At 68.6% G+C, this 26,622-nt stretch carries 31 protein-coding genes; 9 read left to right on the forward strand and 22 right to left on the reverse strand.

Annotation, left to right across the window (positions count from 1 at the left end; genetic code table 11):
• Positions 1 to 1,176 (reverse strand): MMPL family transporter (locus tag A5678_RS21730; RefSeq protein ID WP_231983735.1); only part of this gene is annotated, 1,176 nt, incomplete at its 3' end.
• A 166-nt stretch (positions 1,177 to 1,342) separates the two neighbouring features.
• Here A5678_RS21730 and fni point away from each other — a divergent pair.
• Together fni and A5678_RS21740 are read left to right on the forward strand one after the other, a co-directional pair.
• Positions 1,343 to 2,368 (forward strand): type 2 isopentenyl-diphosphate Delta-isomerase, encoded by a 1,026-nt coding sequence (fni, locus tag A5678_RS21735; protein WP_156747028.1) that lies wholly within the window; start codon positions 1,343 to 1,345, stop codon positions 2,366 to 2,368.
• Between the two features lie 11 nt (positions 2,369 to 2,379).
• Positions 2,380 to 3,630, forward strand: a complete 1,251-nt coding sequence (locus tag A5678_RS21740) for a glycosyltransferase (RefSeq protein ID WP_068046608.1) — start codon at positions 2,380 to 2,382, stop codon at positions 3,628 to 3,630.
• Here A5678_RS21740 and A5678_RS21745 read toward each other — a convergent pair.
• The 15 genes from A5678_RS21745 to A5678_RS21815 form a co-directional block, all read right to left on the reverse strand.
• Positions 3,627 to 4,220: a MarR family winged helix-turn-helix transcriptional regulator gene (locus A5678_RS21745; protein ID WP_068046611.1), complete on the reverse strand. Its 594-nt coding sequence runs from the start codon at positions 4,218 to 4,220 to the stop codon at positions 3,627 to 3,629. The genes A5678_RS21740 and A5678_RS21745 overlap by 4 nt on opposite strands.
• Before the next feature lie 139 nt (positions 4,221 to 4,359).
• Positions 4,360 to 4,692, reverse strand: coding sequence for a DUF3140 domain-containing protein (locus A5678_RS21750; protein ID WP_068046613.1), 333 nt, complete (start codon positions 4,690 to 4,692; stop codon positions 4,360 to 4,362).
• A gap of 8 nt (positions 4,693 to 4,700) precedes the next feature.
• Positions 4,701 to 4,916 (reverse strand): DUF2945 domain-containing protein, encoded by a 216-nt coding sequence (locus A5678_RS21755; protein WP_068046616.1) that lies wholly within the window; start codon positions 4,914 to 4,916, stop codon positions 4,701 to 4,703.
• Between the two features lie 13 nt (positions 4,917 to 4,929).
• Positions 4,930 to 6,414, reverse strand: a complete 1,485-nt coding sequence (locus A5678_RS21760) for a DUF2867 domain-containing protein (protein ID WP_068046619.1) — start codon at positions 6,412 to 6,414, stop codon at positions 4,930 to 4,932.
• A complete protein-coding gene (locus A5678_RS21765; RefSeq protein ID WP_068046622.1) occupies positions 6,414 to 6,842 on the reverse strand; it encodes a hypothetical protein in 429 nt (142 codons plus the stop codon). The genes A5678_RS21760 and A5678_RS21765 overlap by 1 nt, the downstream gene beginning before the upstream one ends.
• A 182-nt stretch (positions 6,843 to 7,024) precedes the next feature.
• On the reverse strand, positions 7,025 to 7,318 hold the full coding sequence (locus tag A5678_RS21770; RefSeq protein WP_068046624.1) for a lipopolysaccharide assembly LapA domain-containing protein: 294 nt from the start codon (positions 7,316 to 7,318) through the stop codon (positions 7,025 to 7,027).
• A 339-nt stretch (positions 7,319 to 7,657) separates the two neighbouring features.
• Complete coding sequence (locus A5678_RS21775) at positions 7,658 to 8,017, reverse strand: DUF2784 domain-containing protein (protein ID WP_068046701.1); 360 nt, start codon at positions 8,015 to 8,017, stop codon at positions 7,658 to 7,660.
• Between the two features lie 10 nt (positions 8,018 to 8,027).
• Positions 8,028 to 9,038 carry a DUF5914 domain-containing protein gene (locus A5678_RS21780; RefSeq protein ID WP_068046627.1) on the reverse strand — a complete coding sequence of 337 codons (1,011 nt, stop codon included), beginning with the start codon at positions 9,036 to 9,038 and terminating at the stop codon, positions 8,028 to 8,030.
• The gene (locus A5678_RS21785) at positions 9,035 to 10,582 is read right to left on the reverse strand and encodes an NAD(P)/FAD-dependent oxidoreductase (RefSeq protein WP_068046630.1); all 1,548 of its coding nucleotides are present in this window, start codon (positions 10,580 to 10,582) and stop codon (positions 9,035 to 9,037) included. The genes A5678_RS21780 and A5678_RS21785 overlap by 4 nt, the downstream gene beginning before the upstream one ends.
• Positions 10,579 to 11,301 carry a class I SAM-dependent methyltransferase gene (locus A5678_RS21790; protein WP_068046633.1) on the reverse strand — a complete coding sequence of 241 codons (723 nt, stop codon included), beginning with the start codon at positions 11,299 to 11,301 and terminating at the stop codon, positions 10,579 to 10,581. The genes A5678_RS21785 and A5678_RS21790 overlap by 4 nt, the downstream gene beginning before the upstream one ends.
• Positions 11,288 to 11,599, reverse strand: coding sequence for a lycopene cyclase domain-containing protein (locus A5678_RS21795; RefSeq protein WP_068046636.1), 312 nt, complete (start codon positions 11,597 to 11,599; stop codon positions 11,288 to 11,290). The genes A5678_RS21790 and A5678_RS21795 overlap by 14 nt, the downstream gene beginning before the upstream one ends.
• Entirely contained in the window at positions 11,596 to 11,919 is a 324-nt protein-coding gene (locus tag A5678_RS21800; protein WP_068046639.1) for a lycopene cyclase domain-containing protein, read from the reverse strand. The genes A5678_RS21795 and A5678_RS21800 overlap by 4 nt, the downstream gene beginning before the upstream one ends.
• Positions 11,916 to 12,872: a phytoene/squalene synthase family protein gene (locus A5678_RS21805; RefSeq protein WP_068046644.1), complete on the reverse strand. Its 957-nt coding sequence runs from the start codon at positions 12,870 to 12,872 to the stop codon at positions 11,916 to 11,918. The genes A5678_RS21800 and A5678_RS21805 overlap by 4 nt, the downstream gene beginning before the upstream one ends.
• Entirely contained in the window at positions 12,869 to 14,401 is a 1,533-nt protein-coding gene (gene crtI, locus A5678_RS21810) for a phytoene desaturase family protein (RefSeq protein WP_068046647.1), read from the reverse strand. The genes A5678_RS21805 and crtI overlap by 4 nt, the downstream gene beginning before the upstream one ends.
• A 27-nt stretch (positions 14,402 to 14,428) precedes the next feature.
• Positions 14,429 to 15,550 (reverse strand): polyprenyl synthetase family protein, encoded by a 1,122-nt coding sequence (locus tag A5678_RS21815; RefSeq protein WP_082945676.1) that lies wholly within the window; start codon positions 15,548 to 15,550, stop codon positions 14,429 to 14,431.
• Between the two features lie 349 nt (positions 15,551 to 15,899).
• Between A5678_RS21815 and A5678_RS21820 the strand changes: the two genes are divergently transcribed.
• From A5678_RS21820 to A5678_RS28230, 5 genes are all read left to right on the forward strand, one after another.
• Positions 15,900 to 16,394 (forward strand): MarR family winged helix-turn-helix transcriptional regulator, encoded by a 495-nt coding sequence (locus A5678_RS21820; RefSeq protein ID WP_068046650.1) that lies wholly within the window; start codon positions 15,900 to 15,902, stop codon positions 16,392 to 16,394.
• A gap of 116 nt (positions 16,395 to 16,510) precedes the next feature.
• Positions 16,511 to 17,236 carry a hypothetical protein gene (locus A5678_RS21825; protein WP_068046653.1) on the forward strand — a complete coding sequence of 242 codons (726 nt, stop codon included), beginning with the start codon at positions 16,511 to 16,513 and terminating at the stop codon, positions 17,234 to 17,236.
• 93 nt (positions 17,237 to 17,329) lie between these two features.
• A complete protein-coding gene (locus A5678_RS21830; RefSeq protein ID WP_068046656.1) occupies positions 17,330 to 18,007 on the forward strand; it encodes a phosphodiesterase in 678 nt (225 codons plus the stop codon).
• Positions 18,008 to 18,033: 26 nt separating this feature from the next.
• Positions 18,034 to 18,318, forward strand: coding sequence for a hypothetical protein (locus tag A5678_RS27665; RefSeq protein ID WP_231983736.1), 285 nt, complete (start codon positions 18,034 to 18,036; stop codon positions 18,316 to 18,318).
• A gap of 15 nt (positions 18,319 to 18,333) precedes the next feature.
• Positions 18,334 to 18,465, forward strand: a complete 132-nt coding sequence (locus tag A5678_RS28230; RefSeq protein ID WP_255396933.1) for a hypothetical protein — start codon at positions 18,334 to 18,336, stop codon at positions 18,463 to 18,465.
• 4 nt (positions 18,466 to 18,469) lie between these two features.
• On the opposite strand, the gene A5678_RS21840 is transcribed toward A5678_RS28230, so the two are convergent.
• From A5678_RS21840 to A5678_RS21860, 5 genes are all read right to left on the reverse strand, one after another.
• Positions 18,470 to 18,697, reverse strand: coding sequence for a hypothetical protein (locus A5678_RS21840; RefSeq protein ID WP_068046661.1), 228 nt, complete (start codon positions 18,695 to 18,697; stop codon positions 18,470 to 18,472).
• A gap of 373 nt (positions 18,698 to 19,070) precedes the next feature.
• Positions 19,071 to 20,426, reverse strand: a complete 1,356-nt coding sequence (locus A5678_RS21845) for a TIGR01777 family oxidoreductase (RefSeq protein WP_068046664.1) — start codon at positions 20,424 to 20,426, stop codon at positions 19,071 to 19,073.
• An 8-nt stretch (positions 20,427 to 20,434) separates the two neighbouring features.
• Positions 20,435 to 21,679 carry a glycosyltransferase family 4 protein gene (locus A5678_RS21850; protein WP_068046707.1) on the reverse strand — a complete coding sequence of 415 codons (1,245 nt, stop codon included), beginning with the start codon at positions 21,677 to 21,679 and terminating at the stop codon, positions 20,435 to 20,437.
• 13 nt (positions 21,680 to 21,692) lie between these two features.
• A complete protein-coding gene (locus tag A5678_RS21855; protein WP_156747029.1) occupies positions 21,693 to 23,243 on the reverse strand; it encodes a glycoside hydrolase family 57 protein in 1,551 nt (516 codons plus the stop codon).
• Between the two features lie 26 nt (positions 23,244 to 23,269).
• Positions 23,270 to 24,079 (reverse strand): bifunctional 2-polyprenyl-6-hydroxyphenol methylase/3-demethylubiquinol 3-O-methyltransferase UbiG, encoded by an 810-nt coding sequence (locus tag A5678_RS21860; RefSeq protein ID WP_068046668.1) that lies wholly within the window; start codon positions 24,077 to 24,079, stop codon positions 23,270 to 23,272.
• 229 nt (positions 24,080 to 24,308) lie between these two features.
• Between A5678_RS21860 and A5678_RS21865 the strand changes: the two genes are divergently transcribed.
• The gene (locus A5678_RS21865; RefSeq protein WP_068046671.1) at positions 24,309 to 25,100 is read left to right on the forward strand and encodes an electron transfer flavoprotein subunit beta/FixA family protein; all 792 of its coding nucleotides are present in this window, start codon (positions 24,309 to 24,311) and stop codon (positions 25,098 to 25,100) included.
• A 38-nt stretch (positions 25,101 to 25,138) separates the two neighbouring features.
• Positions 25,139 to 26,095, forward strand: coding sequence for an electron transfer flavoprotein subunit alpha/FixB family protein (locus A5678_RS21870; RefSeq protein ID WP_068046674.1), 957 nt, complete (start codon positions 25,139 to 25,141; stop codon positions 26,093 to 26,095).
• A gap of 115 nt (positions 26,096 to 26,210) precedes the next feature.
• On the opposite strand, the gene A5678_RS21875 is transcribed toward A5678_RS21870, so the two are convergent.
• Positions 26,211 to 26,600, reverse strand: coding sequence for an SRPBCC family protein (locus tag A5678_RS21875; RefSeq protein ID WP_068046710.1), 390 nt, complete (start codon positions 26,598 to 26,600; stop codon positions 26,211 to 26,213).
• Positions 26,601 to 26,622: the final 22 nt, after the last annotated feature.

The raw sequence follows: 26,622 nt of genomic DNA on the forward strand, positions 1-26,622 counted from the left end.
ACCGATGCGCGTGCCCAGCAGGCCGGTGGCAAGGGCCGCGAGGCCGGCTATGGCGACCGCCGCGACCAGCGCCGGACGCCGGTTCACCCATTCCCCGACGCGATGCCAGGCACCGGAATCCACGGTGGGGGTGTCGCCTGGGCGGGGAATGAAGGGCCAGAACAAGCGACGGCCGCACAGTCCCAGCAGTGGTGGCAGTATCACCAGGGCCGACACCGCGGCGACCACGAGTCCGCACGCCGCCAGCGCGCCCAGGCTGCGCGTGCTCGGCGTCGTGGCGAAGAGCAAGGTGAGCAGCGCGAGCACCACGGTGGCATTGCTGGCGACGATCGCGGGGCCCGCCATCCGTACCGCGCGGCGCAGGGCGTCTCGATGTTCGCTTGTGTGCCGAAGCTCCTGCCGGTAGCGCGAAATCAGCAGGAGGGCGTAGTTGGTGCCCGCACCGAAGACCAGGACACTGGTGATCCCGGAGGTGGCGCCATCGAAGCTCAGCCCGGTCAGTGACGCCACGGCGGTACCCACCGCCGCCGCGACCCGGTCGGCGAACCCGACCACCACCAGCGGCAGCAGCCACAGCACCGGGGAACGATAGGTGGCGATCAGCAGCAGCGCCACCACCGAAGCCGTCACCGCGAGCAGGGTGATGTTGGCATTGGTGAACGCACCGGCGATGTCGGCGCCGAAGGCCGGGCCGCCCGTGACGTGGGCCCGCAGCTCCGCGGGGAGGCCGGCGGAGGCGGCCTTGCGTAGGCCGGCAACCGCGTCGCTCAGGGTGAGCCCGGACAGGTCGGCGCTGACGGGCACCATCCCGATATCCACCTTGCCGTCGGCCGACACCTGCGCCGGCGCCCCTCCCATGGCGCCGTCCGGTTGTATGGCGGCCTGCATACGGTCGCGGGCCGCTTGCGCGGCCGCGATGTCGGCGGGGGAGAGCGCTGCGCCGTCAGTGCGGCTGACGACCATGATCAGTGGGACGCGGTCCCCGCCGGGGAACTGGTGGGTCATGGCGTCGACCCTGGCCGAATCGGAGCCCGTCGGCACGGACAACGGCGCCTGGCCCGCCGCCGCATTTGCGCCGACGAGCGCCATGAAACCTATGCCCAGCAGCAGGGCGCCCAGCGCGAACAGCCACGAGCGCCGTCCCGTCAGGGCTGCGGCCAAGCCATCCCACACCACGAACCAAAGTCTTTCAGTATATTAAAGATTAATCAACTGAAATTACGCGTCGTCACGCATTAGGGCGCCGACGGCACGCAACAAGGGGCACTATGAACATTATGAATGTGAGGGGCCGGGGGTCGGTCGTGCCGGGGTGCCCGCTGTGACGGCCGACCGCGGGCCGATGGCTACCCGCAAGCGGCGACACATCGACGTATGCCTCGGTGAGCAGGTCAACTACGAGCATCTCAGTACGGGGCTGGAGAGCTACCAGTTGCCCTACAACGCGCTGACCCAGACCAGCCTCGGCGACATCGACCTGTCCACCAAATTCTTCGGTGCCAACCTGCGGTCGCCGATTCTCATCGGTGCGATGACCGGCGGCGCCGAGTTGTCGGGCACCATCAACCGGAATTTGGCCGCGGCGGCTCAACAGCTTGGCGTCGGGATGATGCTCGGCTCGCAGCGGATAATGCTCGACAGCGCGCTGGGTGAGCGGGCGGCGGCCAGCTTCACCGTTCGTGATGTGGCCCCGGATGTCTTGCTGTTCGGCAACATCGGCATGGCCCAGCTGACCGAAGCCGCCGTGCCAGAGCTCGCGAAGGCTCTGGACCGGGTGGGCGCCGATGCGCTTGCGGTGCACACCAATCCGTTGCAGGAAGCGATGCAAAGCGACGGTGACACCGACTTCTCCGGGTCGTTGGCCAGGCTGCGGGATGTGGCCGACGCGATAGACTGCCCGGTACTGCTCAAGGAGGTCGGCCACGGGATCGGCGGTGCGGCAGCCGCGGAACTCGTTGGGGCCGAAGGAGATTTGCCGGTTTCCGGGATAGACGTCGCGGGCGCCGGCGGCACGTCATGGTCGCGGGTCGAGCAGTTCGTCCGCTACGGCGAGCTGCGGTACCCGCACCTGGCCGATTGGGGTATCCCGACCGCGACGGCGATCGTGGAGGTGCGGGAGGTGCTGCCCGAGATCCCGCTGGTGGCTTCGGGCGGTATTCGCACCGGTATGGACGCGGCCAAGGCGATCGCGTTGGGCGCGGACGTCGTGGCGGTGGCTCGGCCGCTGCTACCGGCCGCGATCGATTCCGCTGGGGCCGTTGTCGATTGGCTGCAGCCGTTCATCGACGAACTTCGAGTCTGCCTGCACGGCTGCGGTGTCGCAAGCCTTTCGGGGTTGCGCGCTGTCGACCTCACGCCCGTCTCGTAGATGCGTGCGACATGGCGGTGATACTGGCCTACGGGTCGCCGGCCCTGGGGCATCTCTTGCCGGTCGGGGCGCTGCTGGCCGAGCTCGCCGGTCGTGGTCACGAGGTTCACGCCCGCACCATGGCGGCCGGCGTCGCGACGATGCGCGCGGTCGGCGTGCACGCCGAGCCCGTCGCCCCCGACGTCGAGGCGATCGTCGGCGAGGATTGGAAGGCTCGAAACGCCCTGGAAGTGTTGAAGATAACCATCGACGTGCTCTGCCGGCGCGCGGTGCTCGAAGTTCAGGATCTACGACGCGCGGTCGATGCCGTGCGGCCGGATGCGGTCATCGTGGACGCGAACTGCTGGGGGGCGATGTCGGCCGCGGAGGCCGGAAGCATCCCATGGCTGGTGTTCTCTCCCTTCACGCCATATCTGCGGTCGCGCGGGGTGCCGCCCTTCGGTCCGGGTTTCCGACCGCTGCCCGGCATCCTCGGCGACATCCGGGACGCCTCGGTGCGACCCATCGTCCGGCATCTGTTCGACCGCCCAATGCTGCCGCGAATCAACGCCCTTCGCGCCGGTCTGGGCGTGGCGCCGGTCACCTCGGTCGACGACTTCGTGCGGCGCGCGCCGCTGCTGCTGGCCGTCGGCGGCGAGCCTTTCGAGTATCCGCACCCCGGCTGGGCCGGATTGGTTCACCACATCGGCGCGTGCGTATTCGAACCTCCGGAGACGGCCACGCCGGGGTGGGTCACCGCCCTCAAGCGGCCACTGGTGCTGGTGAACACGTCTTCGATCAGGCAGCCCGACGCCGCTCTGGGGCGGATCGCGCTGCAAGCGCTGGCCGATCAGCCCATCCACGTGGTGGCGACATTCCCCGCGGGCATACCACCCGATCTTCCGCGACCACGAAACGCGACCATATGCCGTTTTGTCCCGCACGCGGCGGTGCTGGAGCGGGCCAGCTGCGCCATCACGCACGGGGGGATGGGAACGACGCTAAAAGCCCTCGACCGGGGCGTACCCGTCTGCGTCGTGCCGTTCGCGCGGGACCAGGCCGAAGTCGCCCGGCGCGTCGAGGTAGCTCGCTGCGGCACCCGCCTGGCGGCCAAAGACCTGACCGCGGGACGGCTGAGGGCGAAGGTGCGCGCGGCGATGACGATGGCGGACGGCGCGCGCCGCGTGGCGGCCGGGTTCGCCGCGACCGGAGGCGTGCGGCGCGGGGCGGACCTGATCGAGCAGCGGGTGCTCGGCCCGGCGGCCCGGCGGCCGGTGCGCTAGGTGTACCCGGCCGGGCGATCGCCGGTCTTACTCACCGCCCGGCGCGGGCCCTTGGCCTGCGCCGGTTTGGCTTCGGTCGCCGACGGTTTAGGGTCCGGCGTGGCGAGTTGCGATTCGAAGGTGGACATCGCGTCCATCATCGCCAGGAAAACCCGATGTGCGGCGGACAGATCGCGGTCCGACAGGTGGGCGAGGGCCGCGCGCAGTTCCGCGCCGAGGGGGGTGAAGAACGACCGGGCCAACGCCATGCCCGGTTCTTCGTAGCGGAGCAACGTCTTGCGGCGGTCGACGGGATCGGGCTCGCGCCTCAGGTGGCCGGAGTCGATCATTCGGTCTACCAGGTAGGTGATCGCGGCGGGCGACACATCCAGGCGTTGCCGCAACTGCGCCGGCGTCAGCGGCGTTCCGGCGGTTTCGGCGACCATGATGTGCAGCAAGGCGTGCAAGTCGGTCCCGCCGACATCGTGCTGACGGGCGAAGTGCCGGCCGATGCGGTCCGATTGCGCTGTGAGTGCGCGCATGTCGGCCGACATCAACTTCTCGAGTTCGGCTCGGTCTGGTCGCCGATCAGCGGCGCCGCGCTTGGTCACTTACCTATGTCCTTCTGCAAGATTCGCCGCCCAGCCTATCGGCGACCGCCGCGCGCGGCCCGCGTACCCCGCCAAGTGTCTCGCATTAACAGTCGATTAGTCGCTTAATACACGGGCCGAATGTGTCCACGCGCCGTATTCAGGACTTCGTCGGGTCGTGGCCCCAGTTCATCAGCGAGTAGCGCCAAGCGCTCTCGTCGATGTCACCGCGGGGGCGTTGCGCCAGGTGGCGCTTGGCGTAGCCGACCACCTTGCGCATATGCGCGTAGTCGTCGGCCGCGAGGTCGCTCCGTTTGGCCCTGAGTATCTGGACAATGCGGCGACCGCTGGCATGGCCGGTCGACTCGTCGCCGCCCCGCTTTTGTCCCACGCTTTGCGACTGCTCGGTCGCAAGCCACCTCTCCAGCTCGCCCGCCGTCATGTTGACCGTTTCCTGGAAGCGGTCCCAGGTGGTCTCCTCGTCGTCGGTCATCAGCGTTCTCAGTCCCCGTGGCGCAGCGTGCCGGGCTTGTGTACCGCGTCCGCGCCCGTCTTGTCACTGCGGACCTTGTACTGTGGCTCGTCTTCGGAGGCGCGCACCGTGCGTCCCGCGGCCTTCGTATCCGAGGTGATTTCGCCTTCGACCGTTCCCCGGACGGTACTGCCGTGGCTCTGCCACTCAACCTGGTCGCCCTCGTGAAATTTCTTGTCACCCATGTCGCCTCCCCTTTCAACAGTGCGACGGAGCCGCCGCCTCCATTACGCCACCGCGCGCCGTGGCTGTGACGTCGCGGGCGATGCCGCCGAACACCACATCGCGATAGGGTGCCGACGCATTCCAAAAAAGCTGCCCCGCAAGGCCGTACGGCTGAAACAACGCTCGCTGGCGGTACTGGGAGCCGCCATTGCCGTCCGGGCTCGCGGACAGCTCCAGCCAGAGGCGCCCCGGCAAAGGGATATCGGCGCGCAACCGGAGTAGCCGGGGCGTGTCGATCCGCTCCACCCGCCACCAGTCCAGGGCCTCGCCTTCGTGCAACCGCTGCCCGTCGAGCGGGCGGCGCAGCGCCCGGACGGCGCCCAGCGCACCGTTGATCCATCCGCGCACGGGCCATTCCAAGGGAAACGCCGACCAGTTGCGCTCGGCGGCGGCGGTTTGGATGGCCCGCCATAGCGTTTCGGGATCGGTGTGGCTGCGGCGTTGGCGCACATCCTCATACAGCGATCCGCCCGCCCACTGCGGGTCGGTGGGCAGCGGCTGGGAAGGTGCTCCGTTCATGTCGGCGCGCGACCATCGGGTGCGCAGATCTTTTTCGCGCACGTGCGCCAAGGCGAGTTCGACGGCCTCCTCGTAGTGCGCGAGTCCGCCCTCGGGATCGGGGATGTGCCGGGCGATGTCGTGGTCGGCGCACACCACGTCGTTTTCCAGCGACTCCATCAGCGAGACGGCCAGTTGGCGGGGAAGGGGCGTGAGCAGGTCCACAAACGGTGCCGAAAGCCGAGGGCTCAACAGCGGCACCGGCACCGCGGGCCGCCGGGGCAGGCCCGCGATCACGGCGTACTTGCGGATCATTTCGGTGTAGGTGAAGCGGTCCGGCCCGCCGACGTCGAACGCCCGGTTGATCTCCGCGGGCAGTTCCGCCGCGCGGACCAGGTAGTAGACGACGTCGCGCACCGCGATGGGCTGGACGCAGGTACGCAACCAGCGCGGGGCGACGATCAGCGGCAGCCGCTCGGTGAGGTACCGCAGCATCTCGAAGCTGGCCGAGCCCGCCCCGATGATGGCGGCCGCGCGCAACTCGACGGCGGGCACGCCCGAAATTCTCAGCAGTCGCCCCACCTGGGCGCGTGAGGCCAGATGATCCGAGAGCTTCTGTCCCTCGGGGGTGATGCCGCCGACGTAGACGATGCGCGACAGGCCCGCCTGGGCCGCGCACTCGGCCACATTGCGGGCCGCGCGTTCGTCGAAGTCCACGAAGTCGGGGCGCATCAGCGAATGCACCAGATAGTACAAGACTTCCTGACCTTCCAGCGCCCGGCGCACGGCGGTGGCGTCGATGACGTCACCCTGAACGACATCGACCCGGCCGCGCCAGGCGACGTCGTCAAGCTTTGCGGGGTTCCGGGCCAGCACGCGTACGGTGTGGCCGTTCTCGAGCAGCTCGGGGATGAGCCGCGTGCCCAGGTATCCCGTGGCGCCGAACACGACGCAGTGCATCAATTGCCTCCTTCGGCCGAGTGTTCGTTGGGGGTGGCGGTATGGGCAGGGTGCCCCGACGTTCGCCGGCGTCCCTTGAGCTGCGCCTCGTAGGCGTGACGACGACCGTCGGTCAGCCGGCTTCGCACCAGGCTCTCGACTTCTCGGAAGCACCGGTAGTAGCCGTCGTCATAATCGTCGACGACCTGGAAGGTCCACCGCCCCGGTAACACATTGCGCCCGATCAGTTCGCGGCTGATGTGTTGCGCCAGGTCGGCGTGTCCAAGCTCGTGCAACTTGGCGACCGCGGCGTCGAGTTGTAGGTCGGCCCGCCCGGTCAGCTGGTGAAACGAGTACAGGTGGCCCCGGGCCCGCTCGACGGTTTCCAGCGCCTCGGTGACTTTGCCGACCGCCTCCGCGACGGCGTCGCTCGTGTCTGCGTGATCCATGGCTTCCTCTCGGGCCGGTCGCTATGGCATTCCCGCGGGAATGGGGGTCGAATCCCCGAACCCGCCCGTCCAGAGCTTAATTTACTGAATATTTAAATTACCGAACAAAGCCAGCTGTCAGTACGACCCTTCAGTCGTGAACGCTTGCCGGGCAAGGGTTTTAGGGCCGGCACAGCCAGGGATCAAAGCGCCTTGAGATGCTTCTTGGTCGCCCTCCGCAGCTGAATGATCCGCGCGGCGCCGACGAGCACCGTCGTGGTCGCACCGGCAACCGCCGCCAACAGGTAACCCACTCCGACGGGCAAATTCCAGTGGAAGCCCAGGAAGTGGACGGTAATGGATTCGGTGTTCTGCGCGACGAAGATAAGCAGGACGATCAAGATCACCAGGCCGACGACAAGCGCCCACCACGCGGCCGCCAGTCGGGTGAACGGTCGAGATGACGGCTCGGAGGGAACGTGCGACTCGGTGCTCATGCTGGTGACTAGCCCCTCGCGCGGTGGGTCAAACACGCCACAACCCCGAGATCGGTCTCGTGCCCGGTCGTTTAATCCCCCGGTTCTGGGGTATGTGGTCTGCGATGACTGTGAAAGAGGTACCGCAACGTGTTTGGCGCGGCCGGCGCAAAGCTATGCGGTTGCAGCGAGACCTGTGGTTTGCGCAGTTGGCCCTTTGGCCGACGTTGATAGTGGTGGCCGTTGTGCTTTCGGCGGTCACCTGGGCCCTGTGGCAACGCAAGTCCCGTCGGCGTCAACCCGACGCGGTGCCGCCATTGACGGATCCTTCCTGGGCCGGCGCACCGCCACAGACAGGCCTCAGCGGCTGACGCGTCTCGCGAACAGGCCCCAGGAGACGGCGGCCAACACGAACGCGAACGTCTGTGCGACCCCGACGCGGCCGGACGGAACGAAAAGCCCTGCGACATAACGGTCGACGAACCCCGTTGAGGGTAATGGGTCCATGTCGGCGCGGCGACGCGCCCATGATTCCAGTGACGTCAACGGGCACGGCAGCTTGAGCGCGATGACGGCGGCGCCCCAGGCGACGGCCGCCCGGTGCAGCGCGATTGTCCGCGGCCAGCGCAGCGCGAGGAAGCCGCCGGCCGGTACGTAGGCCAGGTAGGCAAGGTGCACGCCGACCGTCAGCCCGACCACGGCGACATACCTTCTTCGCATGGCCAAGCCGTCAGCCGAGACCGGCACGCACCTGGTAGCGGCGCTCGGCGTAGGCGAGATCGTCGCGCCAGAGTCTGCCGGCCGCGAAGCGCATGAGCGGTGTGATCAGCGGTGCCGCCCGAGACGCCCGCTTGAACCCGGGCCGATCCGAATGCGCGATGGTGGCTTCCAGCACGGCGGTGCGTGGGTGCCCGTCAGGGCCGGAACCGATTGGCGTGGCGTGGGTTTCGACGGTGCTGCCGGTTCCCTCGCCGTCCACGATGCGCATCACGATGGTGCGCGCCTCGGGGCAGCTGAATTCGGCGACGACAGGGACGCCCAGGCGGCCCATCCGGAAGGTCACCGCCACCAGGAAGCGATCGATGTGTTCGGTTGGCGTGGTGAGCACTTCGAGACGCGTGAACGAGTACGGGTGGAACCACGCGCCGTGCCAGGGGTCAAGCCGATTGGCGATGACGTCGGCGGGCTCGCACACGCCCACCATGCCGGCGACGGCGGCCAGGGTGTCGCCGGCCGGTCGGGGCGGGATCACCGGCTCCTCCAACGGGGCCTCCCCGCCCACGCTGTCGAGCCGCACCCAGACCAGGATGCCGTCGTCGTGGCTGGGCAGTGGGCTCCACCCGAATTCACCCGTGCGGCCGTCCAGGGCCAGCCCATGCCATCGGCAGATCAATGTGCCGCGGTGCACGGTGCCGGTGGCCAGATCGGCCCCCAGGTGTGGGCAACTGCGGGGGCCGACACAAAGCCGCTGCTCCTCGTCGCGCCAGGCGACGACGTCGACTCCGGCGACCCGCGCGCCGAACGGGCGCCCGGAACGCACGTCGGCGCTGCCGGCGAACGCGAACCAGTTCCCGGTCGGTTTCTGCTGGGCGCGTTCCAGGGCGCCGTCGATGATGGCGGGTTGTGCGTCCCGGTAGGTCGGGCGTTGCTCGGCCCACGGTGTACGCGGAATTACCTGCAGGGGCCAGTCTTTGGGACGAGCGGCCGGCCACAGGTGTTGCAGCTGTTCACGAATATTCATCGTTCGGCGGGTCCTTCGCGGGTGGCGAGCCATCGCAACAGGGGTGACCGGCCGCGGGTGGGTACGGTGACCAACGGGTGGCCGGCCAGTCCCCATCTTCCCAGCAAATGGTTCGCGGCGCACCATCCCGTCGTGGCGGCGCGCTCCATGAGTGCCACGGGCAAGTCGATGCGGACGGCGTCGCCGGCCAACAGCAGACCGGGCTGCGGCGTGACCACCGCGGGGCGGTGCGCATAGGATCCTGGCGAAAACAGCGGGCAATCGTTGCGTTCCAGCAGCCGTTCGCAAACGATTTGCGCCGCCGCGGTTTCCGGATAGATCTTGTGCAACTGGCGCAGCATGGCGGCGCGCGACGGCGGGGCGTCGAGGGCGTAGGAGTGCAATTCGACGACGGACCCATGGTGAGTGCGTGACCACTCCGCGGCTTGAAGTTCGTAGCGCTCCAACACGCTGATGTTGTCCAGTGGTTCGTGGCCGGCCGTGCCCAGGAACGCCGGCCGCCGGGAATCAACGGGCCGATCGAGCCACAACCGATAGACGGCGAATGGCGGTGCGGTGCACAGCCGCGCGATCTGTGCGCGCCACCCATCGGTGGCCAGGCCGGTCGAGGCCGCGACGACGCGCTGCAGACCCGCCACGTCGGTGGCCAGCACCACGGCATCCGCCTCCACGTGGTCGCCCGCATCGGTCTGCACCCGGAACCGCCCCGTCGGCCCCGTGTCGATGTGCGAGGCGCCGGTGCCGAGCCGGAACCGCACGTCACGTGCCTCGAGGTAATGCCGCAGCGGCTTCCAGAGGGCGCTGTCGTAGTTCGACGTGGGGACGTCGAAGATGAGGCCCTCGGACGACCCGAGGAAGTAGATGTGGAACATGGTCGCCAACTCGGCGGCGGAAAGCTTCGAGGGGTCGGCGAAGAAGCTCCGGGAGAACACCTCGAACGCCAGATGCCTTGCCGCCTCCGGGAATCGGATGCTCTTCAGGAACGTCGCGGCGTCGAAGTGATCGAGGCGGTCATAGATTTCCGGCACGGACACCGCGGCCAATGGAGCGGCCGCGCGAGCATCGATCTGAAGGAAGTCGCGAAGCCGGAAGGTCGGGCTGCGAGCGGCGAAGGCCACCGCATTCCATGGCGGGGTCCGCGGCAGCCCCCGGAAGGTGTCGCGCCGGCCCGCCCCGTCGATGAGCGGATAGTCGGCGACGGGTGTGAGCATTCGCAGGTGCGGTTCGATGCGCCCGAGCAGGGCCCGCAGGTTGTAATACTGCCGGAAGAACGCGTGGAAGCCGCGATTCATCGCGAGGTCGGCCCCGGCGTCGCGCTCCGTCCAGCCACCCACCCGGCCGCCGAGGTAGTGTTCGCGCTCGATCACCTCGACGGCGACGCCGCGTTCGGCCAGTCCGGTGGCGGCGGTCAGGCCCGCGATGCCACCGCCCACCACGACCACTCGTGGCCGCGAGGGGAGGGTGCCGACATCCGGCAAACCGGTTGCCGCGGAAAGCGTTTCGCGTCGGCGATCTGTAGGGTGACCGGGCACGAGAGCCGTCATGGCGCATCAGCCAGGAAGGTGTGCACGATGTTGGCCTCCCAGCCCGGCATGGTTTCGCTGTGCACCGCGGTGAAGCCCGCATCGGCGAGGCGGGCCCGGAATCGTGCCGCGCCGTCGAACTCCAGCACGCTGCGCCACAGGTAGCGGTACAGGGACGTGTCGCGGGTGCGCCACCACCCGGCGGGGATGATGATGCCCCAGCACACGGCGTGCCAGATGCGGGTGGCCGCGGCGGAGTCGCGCACCGAGTATTCGTGCACCGCCAGGGTGGCGCCGGGTCGCAGCAGCGTCCGGAGTTTACGCAACTGGCCGTCCCGGTCGGCGAGGTTGCGGATCAGGTAGGCGGCCAGGATGCCGTCGAAAGGTCCGGTGATGCCGTGCTCGGACAGTTGCTCGACGGGCGTGTGCACGAACCGCACCGACGGCGGCCAGTCCTTCGCTCGCGCCGCGTCGAGCATGCCCCGCGACGCGTCGATGGCGACGATGTCGGCGTCGGGCGCCACGGCCAGCAGCGCGGCCGTCGAGGCGCCGGTGCCGCAGCCGACGTCGAGCAGCCGTAAGCCCTTGCCGCGGTCGCGGATCCGCATGCGGCGGGCGGAGAGAAGCAGTTGGTCGTGGTAGCCGGGGCTGGCGCCCACCAGCCGGTCGTAGGCCGTCGCTCCGGCGTCGAACGCGGCCGACAATCTGTCGGGGGTGGGGCCGGCTTCATCGACGCGCACGTTGGCGTTCCCAGAGCAGCAGCACGGCGGTGGCCAGCGCGAAGCCGAACAAGAAGTCCTCGACCGGGATGTCGAACGGGAAACGCAGGCCCGTGATCTGGCGGGAGTCGTAGCTGACGATGGGGGAGCTGAGCTTGGTCAGCCAGCCGTCGACCGGGACCTGGAAGCCGAGAATGATCAGCATCGACAGCCAGTAGGCGGGCCGCCGGAAGAGTCCGGTGCGCAGTACCGCCAATTCCAGTGCAATCACGGTCAATACCGCCGCCACGGCCGGAACGGTATAACCCATTCCCGTCATCGTCGGTTGACCCTTTCCAGAAGGGTGCTGACCGCGTTGTAGGTCAGAAGTGCGCAAATCGGGATGACGATGAAGAACAGCACCTCTTCGATCGGCACGCGGAACGGGATGCTCAGGCCGGTGATGTAGGCGCCGTTGTACGTCCACACGTGCGCCGCGATGGCGATCTCGTCCCAGAGCAGGAATACCGCGGCCACGGGCCAGACCGCCTTCACAAGCCGCCGCCATTGCCGGTAGACGCCGGGACCGAACATCTCCAGGGGCGCGGTGATCGCCAGGCATGCGGCCAGGACCAGTAGATATTGCCAGCGATCGGTCATGCGGCCCCCGGGGGATCCGAAACACCGGGCGAACCATTGCGCGCCCGCCACGACCGTATCAGTCCGATGCCGGCCACCTGGAGTCGTCGAGCCTTGCCGACCGTGGCCCGGTGATTGAACACCGCGAAGTCGCTTTCCTCGATGCGGTCCAGGATTTCCGAGTACAGCGCGGCCGCGGTCGCCACGCACGGTCGCGAGCGGGGGCTCAGCGTTGCGATGCCGGCGTCTGCGAAGCGGTAAGTCTCCCTTGTGATCTCGTGCTGGGCGGCCAGCGCCTCCCGAACCCGGGGGTCGGTGCTGCGGTGCTCGTGACACCACGTCAACAATTCGCGGTCCACTCCGTGGGCGGCCAGTTCGTCGGCCGGCAGGTAGACCCGTCCGCGCAGCAGGTCTTCGTCGACATCGCGCAGGAAGTTGGTCAGCTGGAACGCCCTGCCGAGCGCGGCGGCGTAGGGCGCGGCCTCCTCGACCGGCACCACAGTCCCCAGCACCGGAAGGACCTGCAGGCCAATGACTTCGGCGGACCCACGCATGTAGAGGTTGAGCGCCTTGCGGTCCGGATAGTCGGTGACCGTGAGATCCATCCGCATCGACGCCAGGAAGTCGTCGAACAATTCGGTGGCGATCCGGTACCGGCGCGCGGTGTGGGTGACCGCAGCGAGCGCGGGATCGTCGAGGTGGTCTCCGCCCGCGAAGAACTGGTCGGCCAATTGCTGGAGTCGCTGGGCGCGGATGTCGGTGCGCAGCTGGGGATCGAGATCGTCGAGGATGTCGTCGGCGTAGCGCGCGAAGCCGTAGAGGGCGTGCACCGCCGGCCGTTGGTCGGGTGCCAGCAGCCGGGTGGCCAAGAAGAAGGTGCGGCCGTGCGCGGCGTTGAGTTCGCGGCAACGCCGGTACCCTGCGCGCAGGCGTGGATCGTCGATTCCGGCCGCGTCCAACTCGCTGCGGATCATGTCAGCCTGGCTCCCATGTCGTGGTGCGTTGCCATCCGGTTGGGTCGGCCGGCGTCGGGGCCGGTGATGCGGTCGGCGGCGAGCCGGCCCGAGATCAGCGTGGTGGGCACGCCGACGCCGGGCACCGTCGACGACCCGGCGAGCACCGCGTTCTCGATGCCGCGCACCATGTTGGCCGGCCGGAACGGACCGGTCTGCCCGAAGGTGTGGGCGAGCGCGAAGGGGCTGCCCGCGGCCATGCCCTGACGCGCCCAGTCGGCGGGCGTGACGACGTCCAATACCGTTGCGGCGTCCGGTAATCCGGGCAACAACCGCGCCGCCACGTCGCCGATGAGATCGTGGACGTAGAGATCGCCGACGTTGCCCCAATCGATGTCCCCGCGATCCAGATTCGGCGCCGGGGCCAGGACGTACAGCAGGTCGTGCCCGTCGGGGGCGAGCGTCGGGTCGCTGGCCGTGGGGCGGGTGACCAGCAGCGACGGATCTTGCATCAGCCGCCCATCGCGGATGATGTCGGTGAACGTCTGATCCCAGGAATCACCGAACAGGATGGTGTGATGCGCCGTGTCCGGCGCGACGCGGCGACAGCCCAGGTGCGCCACGACCGCCGACGGCGCGGACCGCAGCCGGACGGGGCGACGCGGTGTGCGGCCTAACAATTCGTAGGTCTTCGGCAGTTCGGTCGTCAGCACCACTGCGTCGCAGGCGATGGGGTCCAAGCGATCGGTTCGCACGGCGCTGACCCGTCCCCCGACGCGGTCGAGCCCGGTGACCGTGGCGTTGTAACGGAACTGGACCCCGGCGTCGGCCGCCGCCGCGGCCAGGGCGTCGGGGAGCGCGCGAACGCCACCGCGCGGGAAGAACACCCCGGCGACGGTGTCCATGTAGGCGATGACCGCGTAGACGGCCAGAGCGTTTCGTGGCGCCACGCCGGCGTACAGCGATTGAAACGTGAAGACCCGCTGTAGCCGGGGATCGCTGATGTGGCGCCTCACCACGCGATCCCATTTGCGGAAGCCGCCGATCGCGGCAAGCCGCGCCAATTGCGGCGTGAGCAACGACAGCGGGGAATCGAAATTGGCGGCGATGAACCCGTCGAATTCGATCCGGTACAACCGGGTCAGCCACTCGCGCAACCTCCGGTAGCCCGCTGCCTGCCCGAGGCCAGCGAACTCTTCGATGGCGGCCGCCATCCGGTCCGGATCGGTGTGCACGTCGAGCCCGCTGCCGTCGGCGAACACCGCCCGGTAGGCCGGATCAAGCGGCAGCAGCTCCAGGCGGCCCGACCGGCTGTGGCCCCCGGCCGCCAAAGTCTCATCGATGATGTCCGGCATCGTGAGCACCGTCGGCCCGGTGTCGATGCGGTAGCCGTCGATGTCGAGCCGGCCGGCGCGGCCGCCCGGCCATGGCTCGCGCTCGACCACCGTGACCGCGCGCCCCCGTCCGGCCAGGTGCAACGCGGCGGACAGTCCCGCCAGGCCGGCGCCGATCACCACCACGTGCTCGCTGCGTCCTTCGATGGTCCGCATATCAGCATGCTCCCAAACTTGTGGCACTCATTCGACGCGATCCGTACAGGCGGCAGCCATCTCGTCGAGCGCGGCACGGACGGGCTCCTCGATCGGGGTGTCGCCAAGGTGTTCGCGCGCGGACGCGACCCGGTCGCTGATCATCTCCTCGATCATCGCGAGGGCACCGGTCTCGACGATCAGCGCCTTCCACCGGTCGAGCGCGTCGTCGTCGAGGTCATGGCCGTTCATCAACTCGTTCATTTCGGCGCGGGCCGGCGGATCGGCCAGCTCGTGTGCGGTCACCACGACGCTGGTCGCCTTGCGTTCCAGCAGATCTCCCCCGGACGGCTTGCCGGTGATCGCCGGCGCGCCGAAGACGCCCAAGACGTCGTCGCGAAGCTGGAACGCTTCCCCCACGGCGGCGCCGTACCACCCCAGCCGGGTCATTGTTCGATCGTCGCAATCGGACATCGCCGCGCCGATTTCCAGCGGGCGGCGCACCGTGTAATTGCCCGACTTGCGCCGCGCCACGTCGAGCACGGCCTCCAGCGAGGGCATGTGCCGGATATCGCTCGTCAGATCGCCGAACTGACCAATCGCCAGCTCGGTGCGCATCGTGTCGTAGCGGGGCCACGCCTGCTGCAAGCGCCTGGGCTCGACGCCGCTCTCGCGCAGCATCTGTTCGGACCAGATCAGGCAGAGGTCGCCCAGCAGGATGGCGGCCGATTCACCGAACCGCTGCGCCGAGCCGGATAACCCGCGCTCGCGGTGCCATTGGGCGAATTGAAGGTGCGCCGACGGGCCCCCCCGCCGTTCGGCCGAACCGTCCATGACATCGTCCTGCAGCAGCGCGAATACGTGCAGCAGCTCGAAACTGGCGGCCGCCCGCAACGCCGCCTCGGAGGGCGCGGCACCGCACAGCCATCCCAGGTACGCGAAGGTCGACCGCAAACACTTGCCGCCGGAGGCGAACGTCATCAGGACGTCGTCGGCGGCATCGATGCGCGTGTCGTTCAACTGGGAGCGTTGGGGTGCGATGAAGTCGGCGAGGCAGGCGAGAACGTCGTGCCGCACGTGCGAGCGCCATTCATTGAAGTGCTCAGTGGCTGGCCATTCCGACGCGATTGCCGGTGACTGAGTGGCGGGTGATAACGACAAAGCGCCCATCTTGGCCACGGCCTCCCTCCTGGACGGCTTGGCATTCCCAGGTTAGAACGGGGCAAAAAACCTGCGGTCATGACCGCTGATCGGAGCTATAAACCGGCCTCGCCGGCGCCCTGAACCCCGCTCCGATCGGCCCTTCTCCACCTTGGAAGACCTTAACACCATCACCTTCAGAAACTGAAACATTAATTTACTGAAGTTCCCTTCGGTCCGCCAGTCGGGAGCGGGTCTCAGGGCTGCGTCGCCTCTGACCGCCCGCGCTCCCGGCACGGTCGTCACCGAAGTTTCATTCACTCAATTAACCATTAACGAACTGAACTGTGCGGCGGTTCAGGGATATGCTCAGATTGTTATGGAAGCTGACGTGCAGCGCTGGAGCCGAGATGCTCTGGAGTCGCTGATCTCGGCCGATCTGCGGGAGATCTCAACGGAATCCGACCAGATCGGGCGGCAGTTCGCGATGTCACATCGATTGCGGCCGAATGACTTCCGTGCATTGATGTATGTCATGGTGGCAGAAATCGCGGGGCGCCCGATGACGTCGGGCGACCTCAGCCAGCGGATGGGACTGTCGGGTTCGGCCATCACCTACCTGGTGGACCGGTTGATCGATTCGGGACACGTCCGTCGTGATTCGCACCCCGACGATCGTCGTAAGGTTGTCCTGCGTCATGGCGAATCCGGCCTGGCCACCGCCCGGTCGTTCTTCAGTCCGCTGGGTGCCCTCACTCGTGTCGCCCTCGAGGAGCTGCCCGATGCGGACTTGATGGCCGCGCATCGGGTGCTCGGCGCGATGATCCACGCGATGCAACGATTCCAGGGCGACGTAAGCGGTCCCCGACCTTGATCGGGGGACTTCCGAGCTGGCTTTTCGCCGGTTTGAGGGCACGGCCGGCGGGTACACGGGCTCATCAGCGTGTCCGGCGAAACTGCTCGGACTCACGTGAGGGGTGGTGTGGCCCAATGGAAGCGGTCAGCTGCCGGTGCGGTCGTCTGGCGATCGCATTCGCGGTTGCGGTGCTGGTCGCCGGAGTCCCGACCCCGGCGAGCGCCAACCCCGCCGTCACGGCGTTTCCCGGTATGGAAATTCGGCAAGGCGGCACGGTCTGCATGGTGGGTCTAGTGGAACCCCGGTTGCGTATCGCGGTGACCAGCGGCCAGTGCGAGAGCGGGGCATCGGCGGTTACCGACCATGACGGAAACCCGGTGGGAACGGTGGTGCTCGCGCGCCGCCAGGGCGGCGAAGACACAGCGGCCAACGCCGCGATGCTGCCCGTCGAATACGAAGTCATTGCGCTTGGCGCCGCCGTGACGGCCTCGGACGTACTGCCGACCGGCCGGCAACTGAGGTCATCGCCCGGCCTGCGCGCGCAGCCTGGCCTGCCGGTGTGCCAGTTCCGCCGAGCGGTCGGCCAACGCTGCGGGTCGATCAGCTCCGTCAGCAATGGCCGTTTCATCATCGCCGACGTGGCGGTGGACCACCGCGACTTCGGCGGCCCGGTTTATGCGCTGACTGACGACAACGGGGCGGTGATCGTTGGGTTGTTCGAGGGGGTATGGGGATCGGTACCCGAGATGGAGTCCTGGGAGGCGGTCATGCAGCAGGTCTACATCGACGGCCGCTCGCAGAATCAGCAGCAACAACCGCCCGGTGAAGCGCGCATGATCGGACGACGGGTGGCCGCGTGACCGCTCCGGCGCGCTGGTGAGGCTCGCCCAGAGGCACCGGCCCGCGCGGCGCTCGCCGCGTTTCCTTCGCCGGGAAACGGGAACTCGCCGCCGGTGAATGTTTCTGATCTTGTCGCGGTGCCCTTCCAATGGGGCTCCGCCATCCGGGGTAAACGGTTGTTCCATCCCGTCGGGGTGTTGGCGGAAGGCTTCCTCGAACGTCTCGCGCCGGCCGGCCAGGGGCTGCCCATTTCGTCGTCCGAGATCGTCGCGCGGGTGTCCAAGGCCAGCGGCACGCCGGGCGCCCTGCCGGACTTCATCGGCCTGGCCTTCCGGTTAACGCCGCCGCAGGCGCCGGGGCCATGGGACATCCTGGTGGTCTCCTCGGGCTCAGGGGTGCTCTCCCGGGCGCTGGCACTGCGGCCGGCCATCTCGTGGAGCGGTCAGACGCTGACCACCCTGATGCCGCTGCACTATCAGGGAGACAACTGGTGGCTCAGGGCCCGGATCGTTAGCGAGATCGACGGCATCGGCCTGTCGTTGGACAGCGTCCGGAAGCGGCTCCAGCAGGACAAAATCGAGGTTTCGCTCGATCAGGCCTGTGGCACAAGCAGATTCACGCCGCTGGGCCGGGTCACGCTGACCGGCGTCATCGATCCTGAACGGGCGGGGGACGTGTCGTTCGATCCGGTCATCAACACACCACCCGGTCTGAGCCTGCACCCGCGGTGGCTCGCCGATTTGCGCGCCCGGGCTTATCGGCGGAGCCGTCACGGCAGAGACGCGAACTAAGGGGCGCCGGCCTGAGAATTCCGATGGTGCATGCGGGCGACGTCGCGGACGCGTGCGTGCGGGCCGTCGAACGATGCGCGCCGGGCCCGTTCAACCTCGCCGCCGAACCGCCGGTGCATCGCGAGGACATCGCACGAGCGTTGCGTGCGTGGCCCGTTCACGTTCCCGCGCCCGTGCTTGGGTTGCTGGCCGATGCGTCGTGGCGCACGAGGCTACAACCCATCGACCGCGGCTGGCTGGACATGATGTTCTCCGTGCCGCTGGTCGACACGCGACGCGCACGAACGCTGCTGGACTGGTCGCCGCGATGAAGTTCCGCCGAACTCTTGGCCGACGTCATCGACGGCTTCCTCAACGAGTCCGGCGCCCAGAGCCCGGTCCTGGATTCGCGGTCGTTCATCGACGCGATCACCCGTGACGCCTCCGTTGGGCCGCTTACGGTTCGGCCGGTGCCGTGACTCGTCACGGCAGCGTGCTGATGGTGCCGTCCGTCAAGAGTTCGGTGTAGTAGCTTCCGCCCGGGTAGAAATCGGGTGTGAGTGTTCCCCTGAACATGTCGGCGATCCACCCTCGCGTCAGACCCCATACCGCCGCGACGTTCGCCGGCTTCGGACGACCGCACACCAGGTTTTCGTAAGCGGGTGATGATGGGCCGAGCGCGTCGCCATGTGCGCCGGTCGTGATCTTCACCCCATGAAATGTTCGGTCCGACAGATGCCGTTCGATCGCCTTCGTGCCGAGCTGGAAGAAGTTGCACAGCAGGTGTGGCGACGCCGTGCTGAAGCCAAACCAGGCCCAGCGGCGCCGTGCTCGGGAAATACCATGTCGTCGGAACCGCCCGCGCCTCGCTTGCGCACGCGACGTCGGTCGTGCTGTCCGCTTCCACGGATTCGGCGCGGGCGTGGGGTTGGCCAAACGCAATCGGGGCCAGCGCGACGATGCCGATCACGATCGCGGTGGTCCGACGGGTACGCCGTGCCAGCGCACCTATGTTCATTAAGGGATTGAACCTTTAACTTAGTTAAATGGGGACTCATCGGTCCCGAATGCCGCGATGCTTAGTTCAGCGGGCTCGCCCGAGGAGGTGGCGCAGCGCCTGATCGAGGTCCGGCTGGCGGAACCGGTGCCCTACCGCGCTCAGCTTTTGCGGAGCCACTCGCTGGCTGGCGCACGCGAGCTCGCGTGCGCCTTGCGCGCCGAGCAGCAGCCGAGGCCCCAGCGACGGCACCGGCAACACCGCGGGCCGGTGTACGACGCGGGCCAGGGTGGCCGTGTACTCGCTGTTGCGGACCGGCTGGGGAGCAACGGCATTCAGCGGCCCCGACAACGCCTCGTCCCATAGTGCGCGGTGATAGATGTCGACCAGGTCGTCGATCCCGATCCACGACAGCCATTGCCGCCCGTCGCCGAGCCGGCCGCCCAGGCCGGCGCTGAACAACGGACGCATCAGCTTCAACGTGCCGCCGCGTGGGGACTGCACGATGCCGGTGCGCACCTGCACCACCCGTAACCCGGCCTGGCCCGCGGGCGCGGTCGCCGCCTCCCAGTCCGCCACGACATCGGCGAGGAAACCGTCTCCGCGGTCGCTGTCCTCGGTCAGGACCTCGTCGCCGCGGTCGGATCCGTAGTATCCGATCGCCGAAGCCGAGATGAATACGGCCGGCCGCTGCGCGGCGCGGCCCAGCGCTTCAGCCAGCCGACGAGTCGGGCCAATCCGGCTGTCGCGGATGGCCTCTCGATGCTTCTCGGTGAACCGGCCGGCGATCGAGGCGCCCGCCAGATGGATGACGGCGTCCACCCCCTCGAACAGCCCAGGGTCCGGGTCGTCGGGGTTCCACCCTCGCTCATCGTCACCTCGCGGCGTGCCACGCACCAACCGGATGACGCGGTGTCCGCCGGTGCTCAGAAACGCCGTCAACGCCGAACCCACCAACCCCGACGCACCGGTGATCGCGACGGTCACCGGCGCCAGCCCATTCTCCGCGGCCAGCCGGTGCGCGGCCAGATCGTCAGCCAGCTGACGGTGCCGGTAGGTGAACATGGGGCGCAGCAACGACCCTGGTACCGGCGTGTCGACCCGGTCGATGACCCTGGTGCGGCCGTCGCCGACGTCTTCGAAGTCGTGGGTGTGCCGCCAGCGCACCGCCATTCGTGCCGGCAGCGCGGGCAGACCGTCACCACCGATCTCGTCGACGAAGCGCCGTGGGGGGTCGTAGCCGTCAGGCTGGTGAACGGCGACCCAGCGCAGGCCGCCCGGAAGCGCCAGCGTCGCCCGACCGTCCTTCAGCGAAGCGGCCTCGGTGACCAGCCTCATCGGCTGCCACGGCGGCGAGAGCCGGGCGAAGGCGCCCGGTCGGGCGTGCCAGGCAAAGACCTCGGCGATCGGCGCGTCGACCACGCTCGAATATTCCAAGCCCATACTGCAGGTTAGCGGTCCGGCAGGGCGTGCTCGATGATGGGCATTCGCGCGTGAGGCTGGCGCTCGCCCCGCTTGGCCGCCAGATACACCTGCGCCGTCTCGCCGGCCACGGTCGCCCAGTCGAAGGCCGAGGTGAGCCGCTCGCGCGCGGCGCGGGCGCGTCGCTGGGCGGCGTCCGGATCGTCGAGCACGATCCGCACGGCCGAGGCCAGCCCGGCGACGTCGCGGGGCGCGCACGACACCCCGGTCCGGCCGTTGATCACCGCCTCGCCCAGGCCGCCGATGTTCGACGTGACGAGTGGAGTGCCCGCCGCGGCGGCCTCCAGTGCGACGATCCCGAACGGCTCGTAGTGGCTGGGCAGGACGGCGGCGTCGGCCCGGTGCAGCACCGGGAGCAGCTCGGCGTGGTCGAGGTGTCCGACGAACCGGATGGCCTTGAGCACCCGATGCTTTCGGGCCTGCTCGACGAGCCACTCCTGCTGGGTGCCCTCCCCGGCGATGGTCAGCGTGGTCCCGGGGTGGGTGCGCCTGATCCGCGGGAGGGCGGCGATGACGTCGTGCACGCCCTTCTCGTACTCCAGCCGCCCGAGGTAGAGCAGCTCGGCGGGGCCGATGCGCGGTCGCCGCTCGGCGAACGGCCAGCGGGCGGCGTCGATACCGTTGCGGATGACCGTGATTCCGGCCAGCCCGGGACCGAATAATTCGGTGATCTCGTCACTCATCGACGCCGAACAAGTGATCAGCGAATCGGATTCGCGGACCAACCACGACTCCAGGGCGTGCACCTGACGACTGATCGCACCGGAGACCCAGCCGGAATGCCGTCCGGCCTCGGTGGCGTGGATGGTGGAAACCATTGGCACGTCGTAGAACTGGGCGAGCGTGACCGCGGGATGGGCCACCAGCCAGTCGTGCGCGTGCACGACGTCCGGACGCCACACGCGGTTGGTACCCCGCTTCTTCAGGGACAGCCCGACGCGGATCATGGAATGGCCCATCGCCAGCGTCCATGCCATCATGTCGTCGCCGAAAGAGAATTCGTGCGGGTCTTGTGCCGCCGCGATCACCCGGACACCGTCGACCACCTCGTCGGACGACGGGTGCGTGCTGGGGTCGGTGCCGGTGGGGTGCCGGGACAGCACGACGACCTCGTGACCGGCGGCCGCCAGCGCGGTCGAGAGGTGATGCACGTGCCGGCCGAGCCCGCCGATCACCACCGGCGGGTACTCCCACGACACCATCAGGACCTTCACGCGGCCGCCCCACTCATCGCGGCAGCCTGCGCGCGTCCAGTGCGCCGAAAAGCCCGTCGGCGCGGTTCCATCCGTCGGCCAGCCGTTGCGCGGCGTCGCGCCGGCCGGACGCCAGCGCACCGGCGATCTCGCGGGTGGCGTGCGCATGCAGGTGGGCGCGGTATCGCGCGTAGTCGGCGGCCGAGTCCTTGCTCACCATGAACGGCCAGTCGCTGGAGACGGTGAGCAGGGTCTCGCGCAGGATCTGGTCGGCGACATGGTCGCGAGGGAGCGGCCCGTCCAGCGACGCCCGCTGCGACAGCGCCTTGTCGACCGCGCTGAGCGCCATGTCGACCACTTCGTTGTTGAGCTGGACGAGATCGGCCACCTTGTCACCGGCCCACACCTGCCAGTCCTTGCCCGAACCCCACGAACTCGGCGGCAATTCCACTGCGCCCCCGACGAATCCGCCCGCGATGGCGTCGTTCAACGTCCCCACCCGCACACCGGCGGCGGGCAGCGCCCGCAGCACCCGCTGCAACCATGTCGGGCCCTCGTACCACCAGTGGCCGAACAGTTCGGTGTCGAAGGCGGCGACCACGTGAGCGGGCCGCCCGATCCGCTGGGATTCGCTGGTCAGCCGGTTGCGGACCACCTCGACGAAGTCGGCGACATGGCTGTCGACCGCCTGGCCGGCGCGGTCGGGATCGTAGGGCGCCTTGGCCTCCGACGGCACGTTGCGGCCGGTCACCCGCGCCGGCTTGAGGCCGGTGAGGTGGTCGTAGGTGTGGAAGTCGCGGTAGGCGGCGTGCCCCGGGTAGCCCGACTTGGGCGACCACACCCGATAGCTGACCTGCAGGTCGCGCCCGAACGCGACCACGTCGGTGTCGCCGACGGGCCGACCCAGCGCGGTGTCGCCGTGCAGGGACGGGCCATCGACCATGAAGTGGGTGACACCGGCGGCGGCGTAGTCGTGTTCCAAGCCGGGCGCGTAGGCGCATTCGGGCGCCCAGATTCCGCTCGGCCGATGGGTCATCCGCTGCTCGGGGTCGGCGAGCCCCTCGCGCAGGGCGAACTCACGTAGCCGGGGTGCGAGCAGCGGCTGGAACGGGTGGGCCAGCGGACCGCCGAGCAACTCGACCGTGCCGGCGTCGATGAGGCCGCGTAACAGCGGGCTACCGCCGTGCCGCCAGTGGGTGGCGAATTCGTCCAGCGCCCGATCCGCCTCGGCGCATTCGCGAATACCCAACTCGCGCAAGGCTTCCGGCGTGCAGGACTGGAAGCCGGCGGACTTCGACCGGGGAGCGGACCGCACGCTGGCGGCCTCGGCCGCCCGCAGCCGCCAGTTGGCCAGCCAGTGATGCATGCCATCGAGGCAGTACGGGTCGTCGAGCTGCGCGTTGACCACCGGAGTGACGCCGAGGGTGACCAACCCCTGGCGGTCCTCGTCGGCCTGCGCGGTCAGCACCCGCATCAGCGGCAGATAGGCCGCCGCCCAGGATTGGTAGAGCCACTCCTCGCCGACCGGCCACCGCCCGTGATGGGCCAGCCACGGCAGGTGGGTGTGCAGGACCAGGGTGAACATGCCGGGCACCCGGTCGTGCGAATCGCTCACGGCGCTACCGCGATTGCGATCAGATCCAGGCTGTCGTCGATGTCCCGGCGGCTGCTTTCCACCATCTCGAAGTCGTCACAGGTCACCGCGGCGACGTCCGCCTCCAGCTCCGGCGGCCACGGCGAGTCGGCCACCGCACGTTCGATCTGCGCGTCGATGATGGAGCCGCCGTGGCGGGCGTCCATCTCCCTCAGCCGCGGACCGTGGAACAACCCGCTGATGGATACCTCGCGAAAGCCCGCGTCGACCAGCAACGCGGTCAGCTCGTCGGCGTTGAGTTCACGGGTGTGGAACGGGTTGATCGGGGTGTCGCGGCCGGGGGAGAAGGTGATCCGGTTGGGCGTGGACACCATCAGCAACCCGCCGCGCCGCAGCACCCGCGCGCACTCGGCCACGAATTGTGCTTGATCCCACAGGTGCTCGATGACTTGGAAGTTGACCACAATATCCACCGAGGCGTCGGGCAGCGGCAGCTCCGCCAGGTTCGCCCGCATCACCTCCACCCGGGGGTAGCGCGTGCGCACGTGCGCCACCGCCGCCTCGTCGTAATCCACGGCCACCACCCGGCGGGCGACTCCCGCGATCAGGTCGGCGCCGTACCCCTCGCCGCAGCCCGCCTCGAGCACCTCGCGGCCCGCGCAGCGTCCGGCCAGTCGCTGGTAAACCACCTGATGGCGGCGGAACCAGTAGTTTTCGACGTCCAGATCCGGGATGGTGCGCTCGCCCGTCAACGTCAGCACGGGGTCAGCCGAGGGCGGGAGATCGCCGGGGCTGCGTCGGGGGACGTCGGGGACGGTTGCGCTCATCGCATAGGCAGGCTAACGCGAAGTGTCGGATTCGCGAACCGCGCGCCGGGCGCCCCCGGCCGCGGACGGTAGACACGCCGCAAGAACGTGCAGTACGACCCGCTATGGTGTGAATGCAGGCTGCACAAAGTTACCCGGTAGTAACACGACCGTGCACTGCTAAACGCGTACTGAAAGTCTCGTGGTCGACTGCTGCGAGGCTCCTTCAATAGGAGGACGAACCACACTCATGACGAACATCGTGGTCCTGATCAAGCAGGTCCCAGACACCTGGTCGGAGCGCAAGCTGAACGACGGCGATTACACGCTGGACCGCGAGGCCGCCGACGCGGTGCTGGACGAGATCAACGAGCGCGCCGTCGAAGAGGCCCTGCAGATCCGCGAGCGGGAGGGCGGCGAGGGTTCGGTGACCGTGCTGACCGCGGGCCCCGAACGTGCCACCGAGGCGATCCGCAAGGCGCTGTCGATGGGCGCCGACAAGGCCGTCCACCTCAAGGACGACGGCATGCGCGGTTCCTGCGTAGTGCAAACCGCATGGGCGCTGGCTCGCGCGCTGGGCACCATCGAGGGCACCGAGCTCGTCATCGCGGGTAACGAGTCCACCGACGGCTCCGGCGGCGCCGTGCCGGCCATCATCGCCGAGTACCTGGGTCTGCCCCAGCTCACCCACCTGCGCAAGCTGTCCATCGAGGGCGGCAAGGTCACCGGCGAGCGCGAGACCGACGAGGGCGTGTTCACGCTGGAGGCTTCGCTGCCCGCGGTGGTGAGTGTGACCGAGAAGATCAACGAGCCGCGCTTCCCCTCCTTCAAGGGCATCATGGCCGCCAAGAAGAAAGAGGTGACGGTGCTGACCCTCGCCGAGATCGGGGTCGAGAGCGACGAGGTCGGGCTGGAGAACGCCGGGTCGACGGTGCTGTCGTCGACACCGAAGCCGCCGAAGACCGCGGGTGAGAAGGTCACCGACGAGGGTGAGGGCGGTAACCAGATCTCCCAGTACCTGGTCGGCCAGAAGATCATCTAGACGAGCACCCATCCCACAGACGAGAAGAGCGAAAAATCATGGCTGAAGTTTTGGTGCTCGTTGAGCACGCCGAAGGCGCCCTGAAGAAGGTCACCTCCGAACTGATCACCGCCGCCCGCGCGCTGGGCGAGCCGGCCGCCGTCGTCGTCGGCAAGCCGGGGACGGCCGCGCCGCTGGTCGACGGGCTGAAGGAGGCCGGCGCCGCCAAGATCTACGTCGCGGAGTCCGACGACGCGGAGAACTACCTGATCACCCCCGTGGTGGACGTGCTGGCCGCGCTGGCCGAGTCGAACGCGCCCGCCGCCGTTCTGCTGTCCGCCAATGCCGACGGCAAAGAGGTCGCGGGGCGGCTCGCCGCCCGGATCGGATCCGGCCTGCTGGTCGACGTGGTCGGCGTCCAGGAGGGCAATAAGGCGGTGCACTCCATCTTCGGTGGCGCGTTCACCGTCGAGTCGCAGGCCAACGGCGACACCCCGGTCATCACCGTGCGTGGTGGCGCCATCGACGCCGAGCCGCAGGCCGGCGCCGGCGAGCAGGTGACCGTCGAGGTGCCCGCGCCCGCCGAGAACGCCACCAAGATCACGGCCCGCGAGCCGGCGGTCGCCGGCGATCGGCCGGAGCTCACCGAGGCCACCATCGTGGTGTCCGGCGGTCGCGGGGTCGGCAGCGCGGAGAACTTCAGCGTGGTCGAGGCCCTGGCCGACTCGCTGGGTGGCGCCGTCGGTGCGTCGCGCGCCGCGGTCGACTCCGGCTACTACCCGGGCCAGTTCCAGGTCGGCCAGACCGGCAAAACGGTGTCGCCGCAGCTCTACATCGCGCTGGGCATCTCCGGAGCCATCCAGCACCGCGCGGGCATGCAGACGTCCAAGACAATCGTCGCGGTGAACAAGGACGAAGAGGCGCCGATCTTCGAGATCGCCGACTACGGCGTGGTGGGCGACCTGTTCAAGGTCGCTCCGCAGCTGACCGACGCCATCAAGACACGCAAGGGCTGAGTCGCTTAAGCCAGGAGCCCCCGACACCGCGGTGTCGGGGGCTCCTGCGCGTCAACGGCCGCATCGACCGGTCGCCGAATCCGATAGCGCGGGTGCTGTTGATTTTCCAAGTCGCCTATCGGTCGCCGTCTGCCTCCGTGAGCATTGCGTCGATGCGCCGCAACGCGATTGCGCACACCGTCAGATAGGGCGCCGCCCACCACGGAGCCGCCATGCCCACGCGTGACCCGTCGCCCACCGGGTCCACCCAGTGCCGCGTCGCCGGAACTCCGGCAACCTTCCAAGCCCAGTGGCGCCCCGGCTCGAAGTCGGTGACGACGAACGGCACCGGCACGAGCAACGACGTCTGGACCGTGCCGGTTGCCCCCAGGGACAGTTCGGTGTGCGGTGCGTCGAGTCGCGCTCCCCGGATCGTCGGGCCCCACTTCGGCCACGCGTCGAGGTCGACCAGCAGGTCCCACACCGCCGACGGCGGCGCCGCGATCGTGCGGTCGACGGTGAGCATGATGCCGCCGCGCGTCACGGGG

The sequence above is a fragment of the Mycobacterium sp. E2733 genome (assembly GCF_001667585.1).
GTDB lineage: Bacteria > Actinomycetota > Actinomycetes > Mycobacteriales > Mycobacteriaceae > Mycobacterium.

Bases quoted from the DNA above. Each gene is read 5' to 3' on its own strand.
- A5678_RS21805 (WP_068046644.1), bottom strand. From the start codon at position 12,872: ATGATCCGCAGCGAGTTGGACGCGGCCGGAATCGACGATCCACGCCTG.
- A5678_RS21795 (WP_068046636.1), bottom strand. From the start codon at position 11,599: ATGACGGGAATGGGTTATACCGTTCCGGCCGTGGCGGCGGTATTGACC.
- A5678_RS21865 (WP_068046671.1), top strand. From the start codon at position 24,309: ATGACGAACATCGTGGTCCTGATCAAGCAGGTCCCAGACACCTGGTCG.
- A5678_RS21780 (WP_068046627.1), bottom strand. From the start codon at position 9,038: ATGAATATTCGTGAACAGCTGCAACACCTGTGGCCGGCCGCTCGTCCC.
- A5678_RS21815 (WP_082945676.1), bottom strand. From the start codon at position 15,550: ATGGGCGCTTTGTCGTTATCACCCGCCACTCAGTCACCGGCAATCGCG.
- A5678_RS21855 (WP_156747029.1), bottom strand. From the start codon at position 23,243: ATGTTCACCCTGGTCCTGCACACCCACCTGCCGTGGCTGGCCCATCAC.
- crtI (WP_068046647.1), bottom strand. From the start codon at position 14,401: ATGCGGACCATCGAAGGACGCAGCGAGCACGTGGTGGTGATCGGCGCC.
- A5678_RS21770 (WP_068046624.1), bottom strand. From the start codon at position 7,318: ATGAGCACCGAGTCGCACGTTCCCTCCGAGCCGTCATCTCGACCGTTC.
- A5678_RS21825 (WP_068046653.1), top strand. From the start codon at position 16,511: ATGGAAGCGGTCAGCTGCCGGTGCGGTCGTCTGGCGATCGCATTCGCG.
- A5678_RS21785 (WP_068046630.1), bottom strand. From the start codon at position 10,582: ATGACGGCTCTCGTGCCCGGTCACCCTACAGATCGCCGACGCGAAACG.
- A5678_RS21870 (WP_068046674.1), top strand. From the start codon at position 25,139: ATGGCTGAAGTTTTGGTGCTCGTTGAGCACGCCGAAGGCGCCCTGAAG.
- A5678_RS21750 (WP_068046613.1), bottom strand. From the start codon at position 4,692: ATGACCGACGACGAGGAGACCACCTGGGACCGCTTCCAGGAAACGGTC.
- A5678_RS21860 (WP_068046668.1), bottom strand. From the start codon at position 24,079: ATGAGCGCAACCGTCCCCGACGTCCCCCGACGCAGCCCCGGCGATCTC.
- A5678_RS21875 (WP_068046710.1), bottom strand. From the start codon at position 26,600: ATGCTCACCGTCGACCGCACGATCGCGGCGCCGCCGTCGGCGGTGTGG.
- A5678_RS21760 (WP_068046619.1), bottom strand. From the start codon at position 6,414: ATGCACTGCGTCGTGTTCGGCGCCACGGGATACCTGGGCACGCGGCTC.
- A5678_RS21820 (WP_068046650.1), top strand. From the start codon at position 15,900: ATGGAAGCTGACGTGCAGCGCTGGAGCCGAGATGCTCTGGAGTCGCTG.
- A5678_RS21845 (WP_068046664.1), bottom strand. From the start codon at position 20,426: ATGGGCTTGGAATATTCGAGCGTGGTCGACGCGCCGATCGCCGAGGTC.
- A5678_RS21775 (WP_068046701.1), bottom strand. From the start codon at position 8,017: ATGCGAAGAAGGTATGTCGCCGTGGTCGGGCTGACGGTCGGCGTGCAC.
- A5678_RS21765 (WP_068046622.1), bottom strand. From the start codon at position 6,842: ATGGATCACGCAGACACGAGCGACGCCGTCGCGGAGGCGGTCGGCAAA.
- A5678_RS21800 (WP_068046639.1), bottom strand. From the start codon at position 11,919: ATGACCGATCGCTGGCAATATCTACTGGTCCTGGCCGCATGCCTGGCG.
- fni (WP_156747028.1), top strand. From the start codon at position 1,343: ATGGCTACCCGCAAGCGGCGACACATCGACGTATGCCTCGGTGAGCAG.
- A5678_RS21740 (WP_068046608.1), top strand. From the start codon at position 2,380: ATGGCGGTGATACTGGCCTACGGGTCGCCGGCCCTGGGGCATCTCTTG.
- A5678_RS21755 (WP_068046616.1), bottom strand. From the start codon at position 4,916: ATGGGTGACAAGAAATTTCACGAGGGCGACCAGGTTGAGTGGCAGAGC.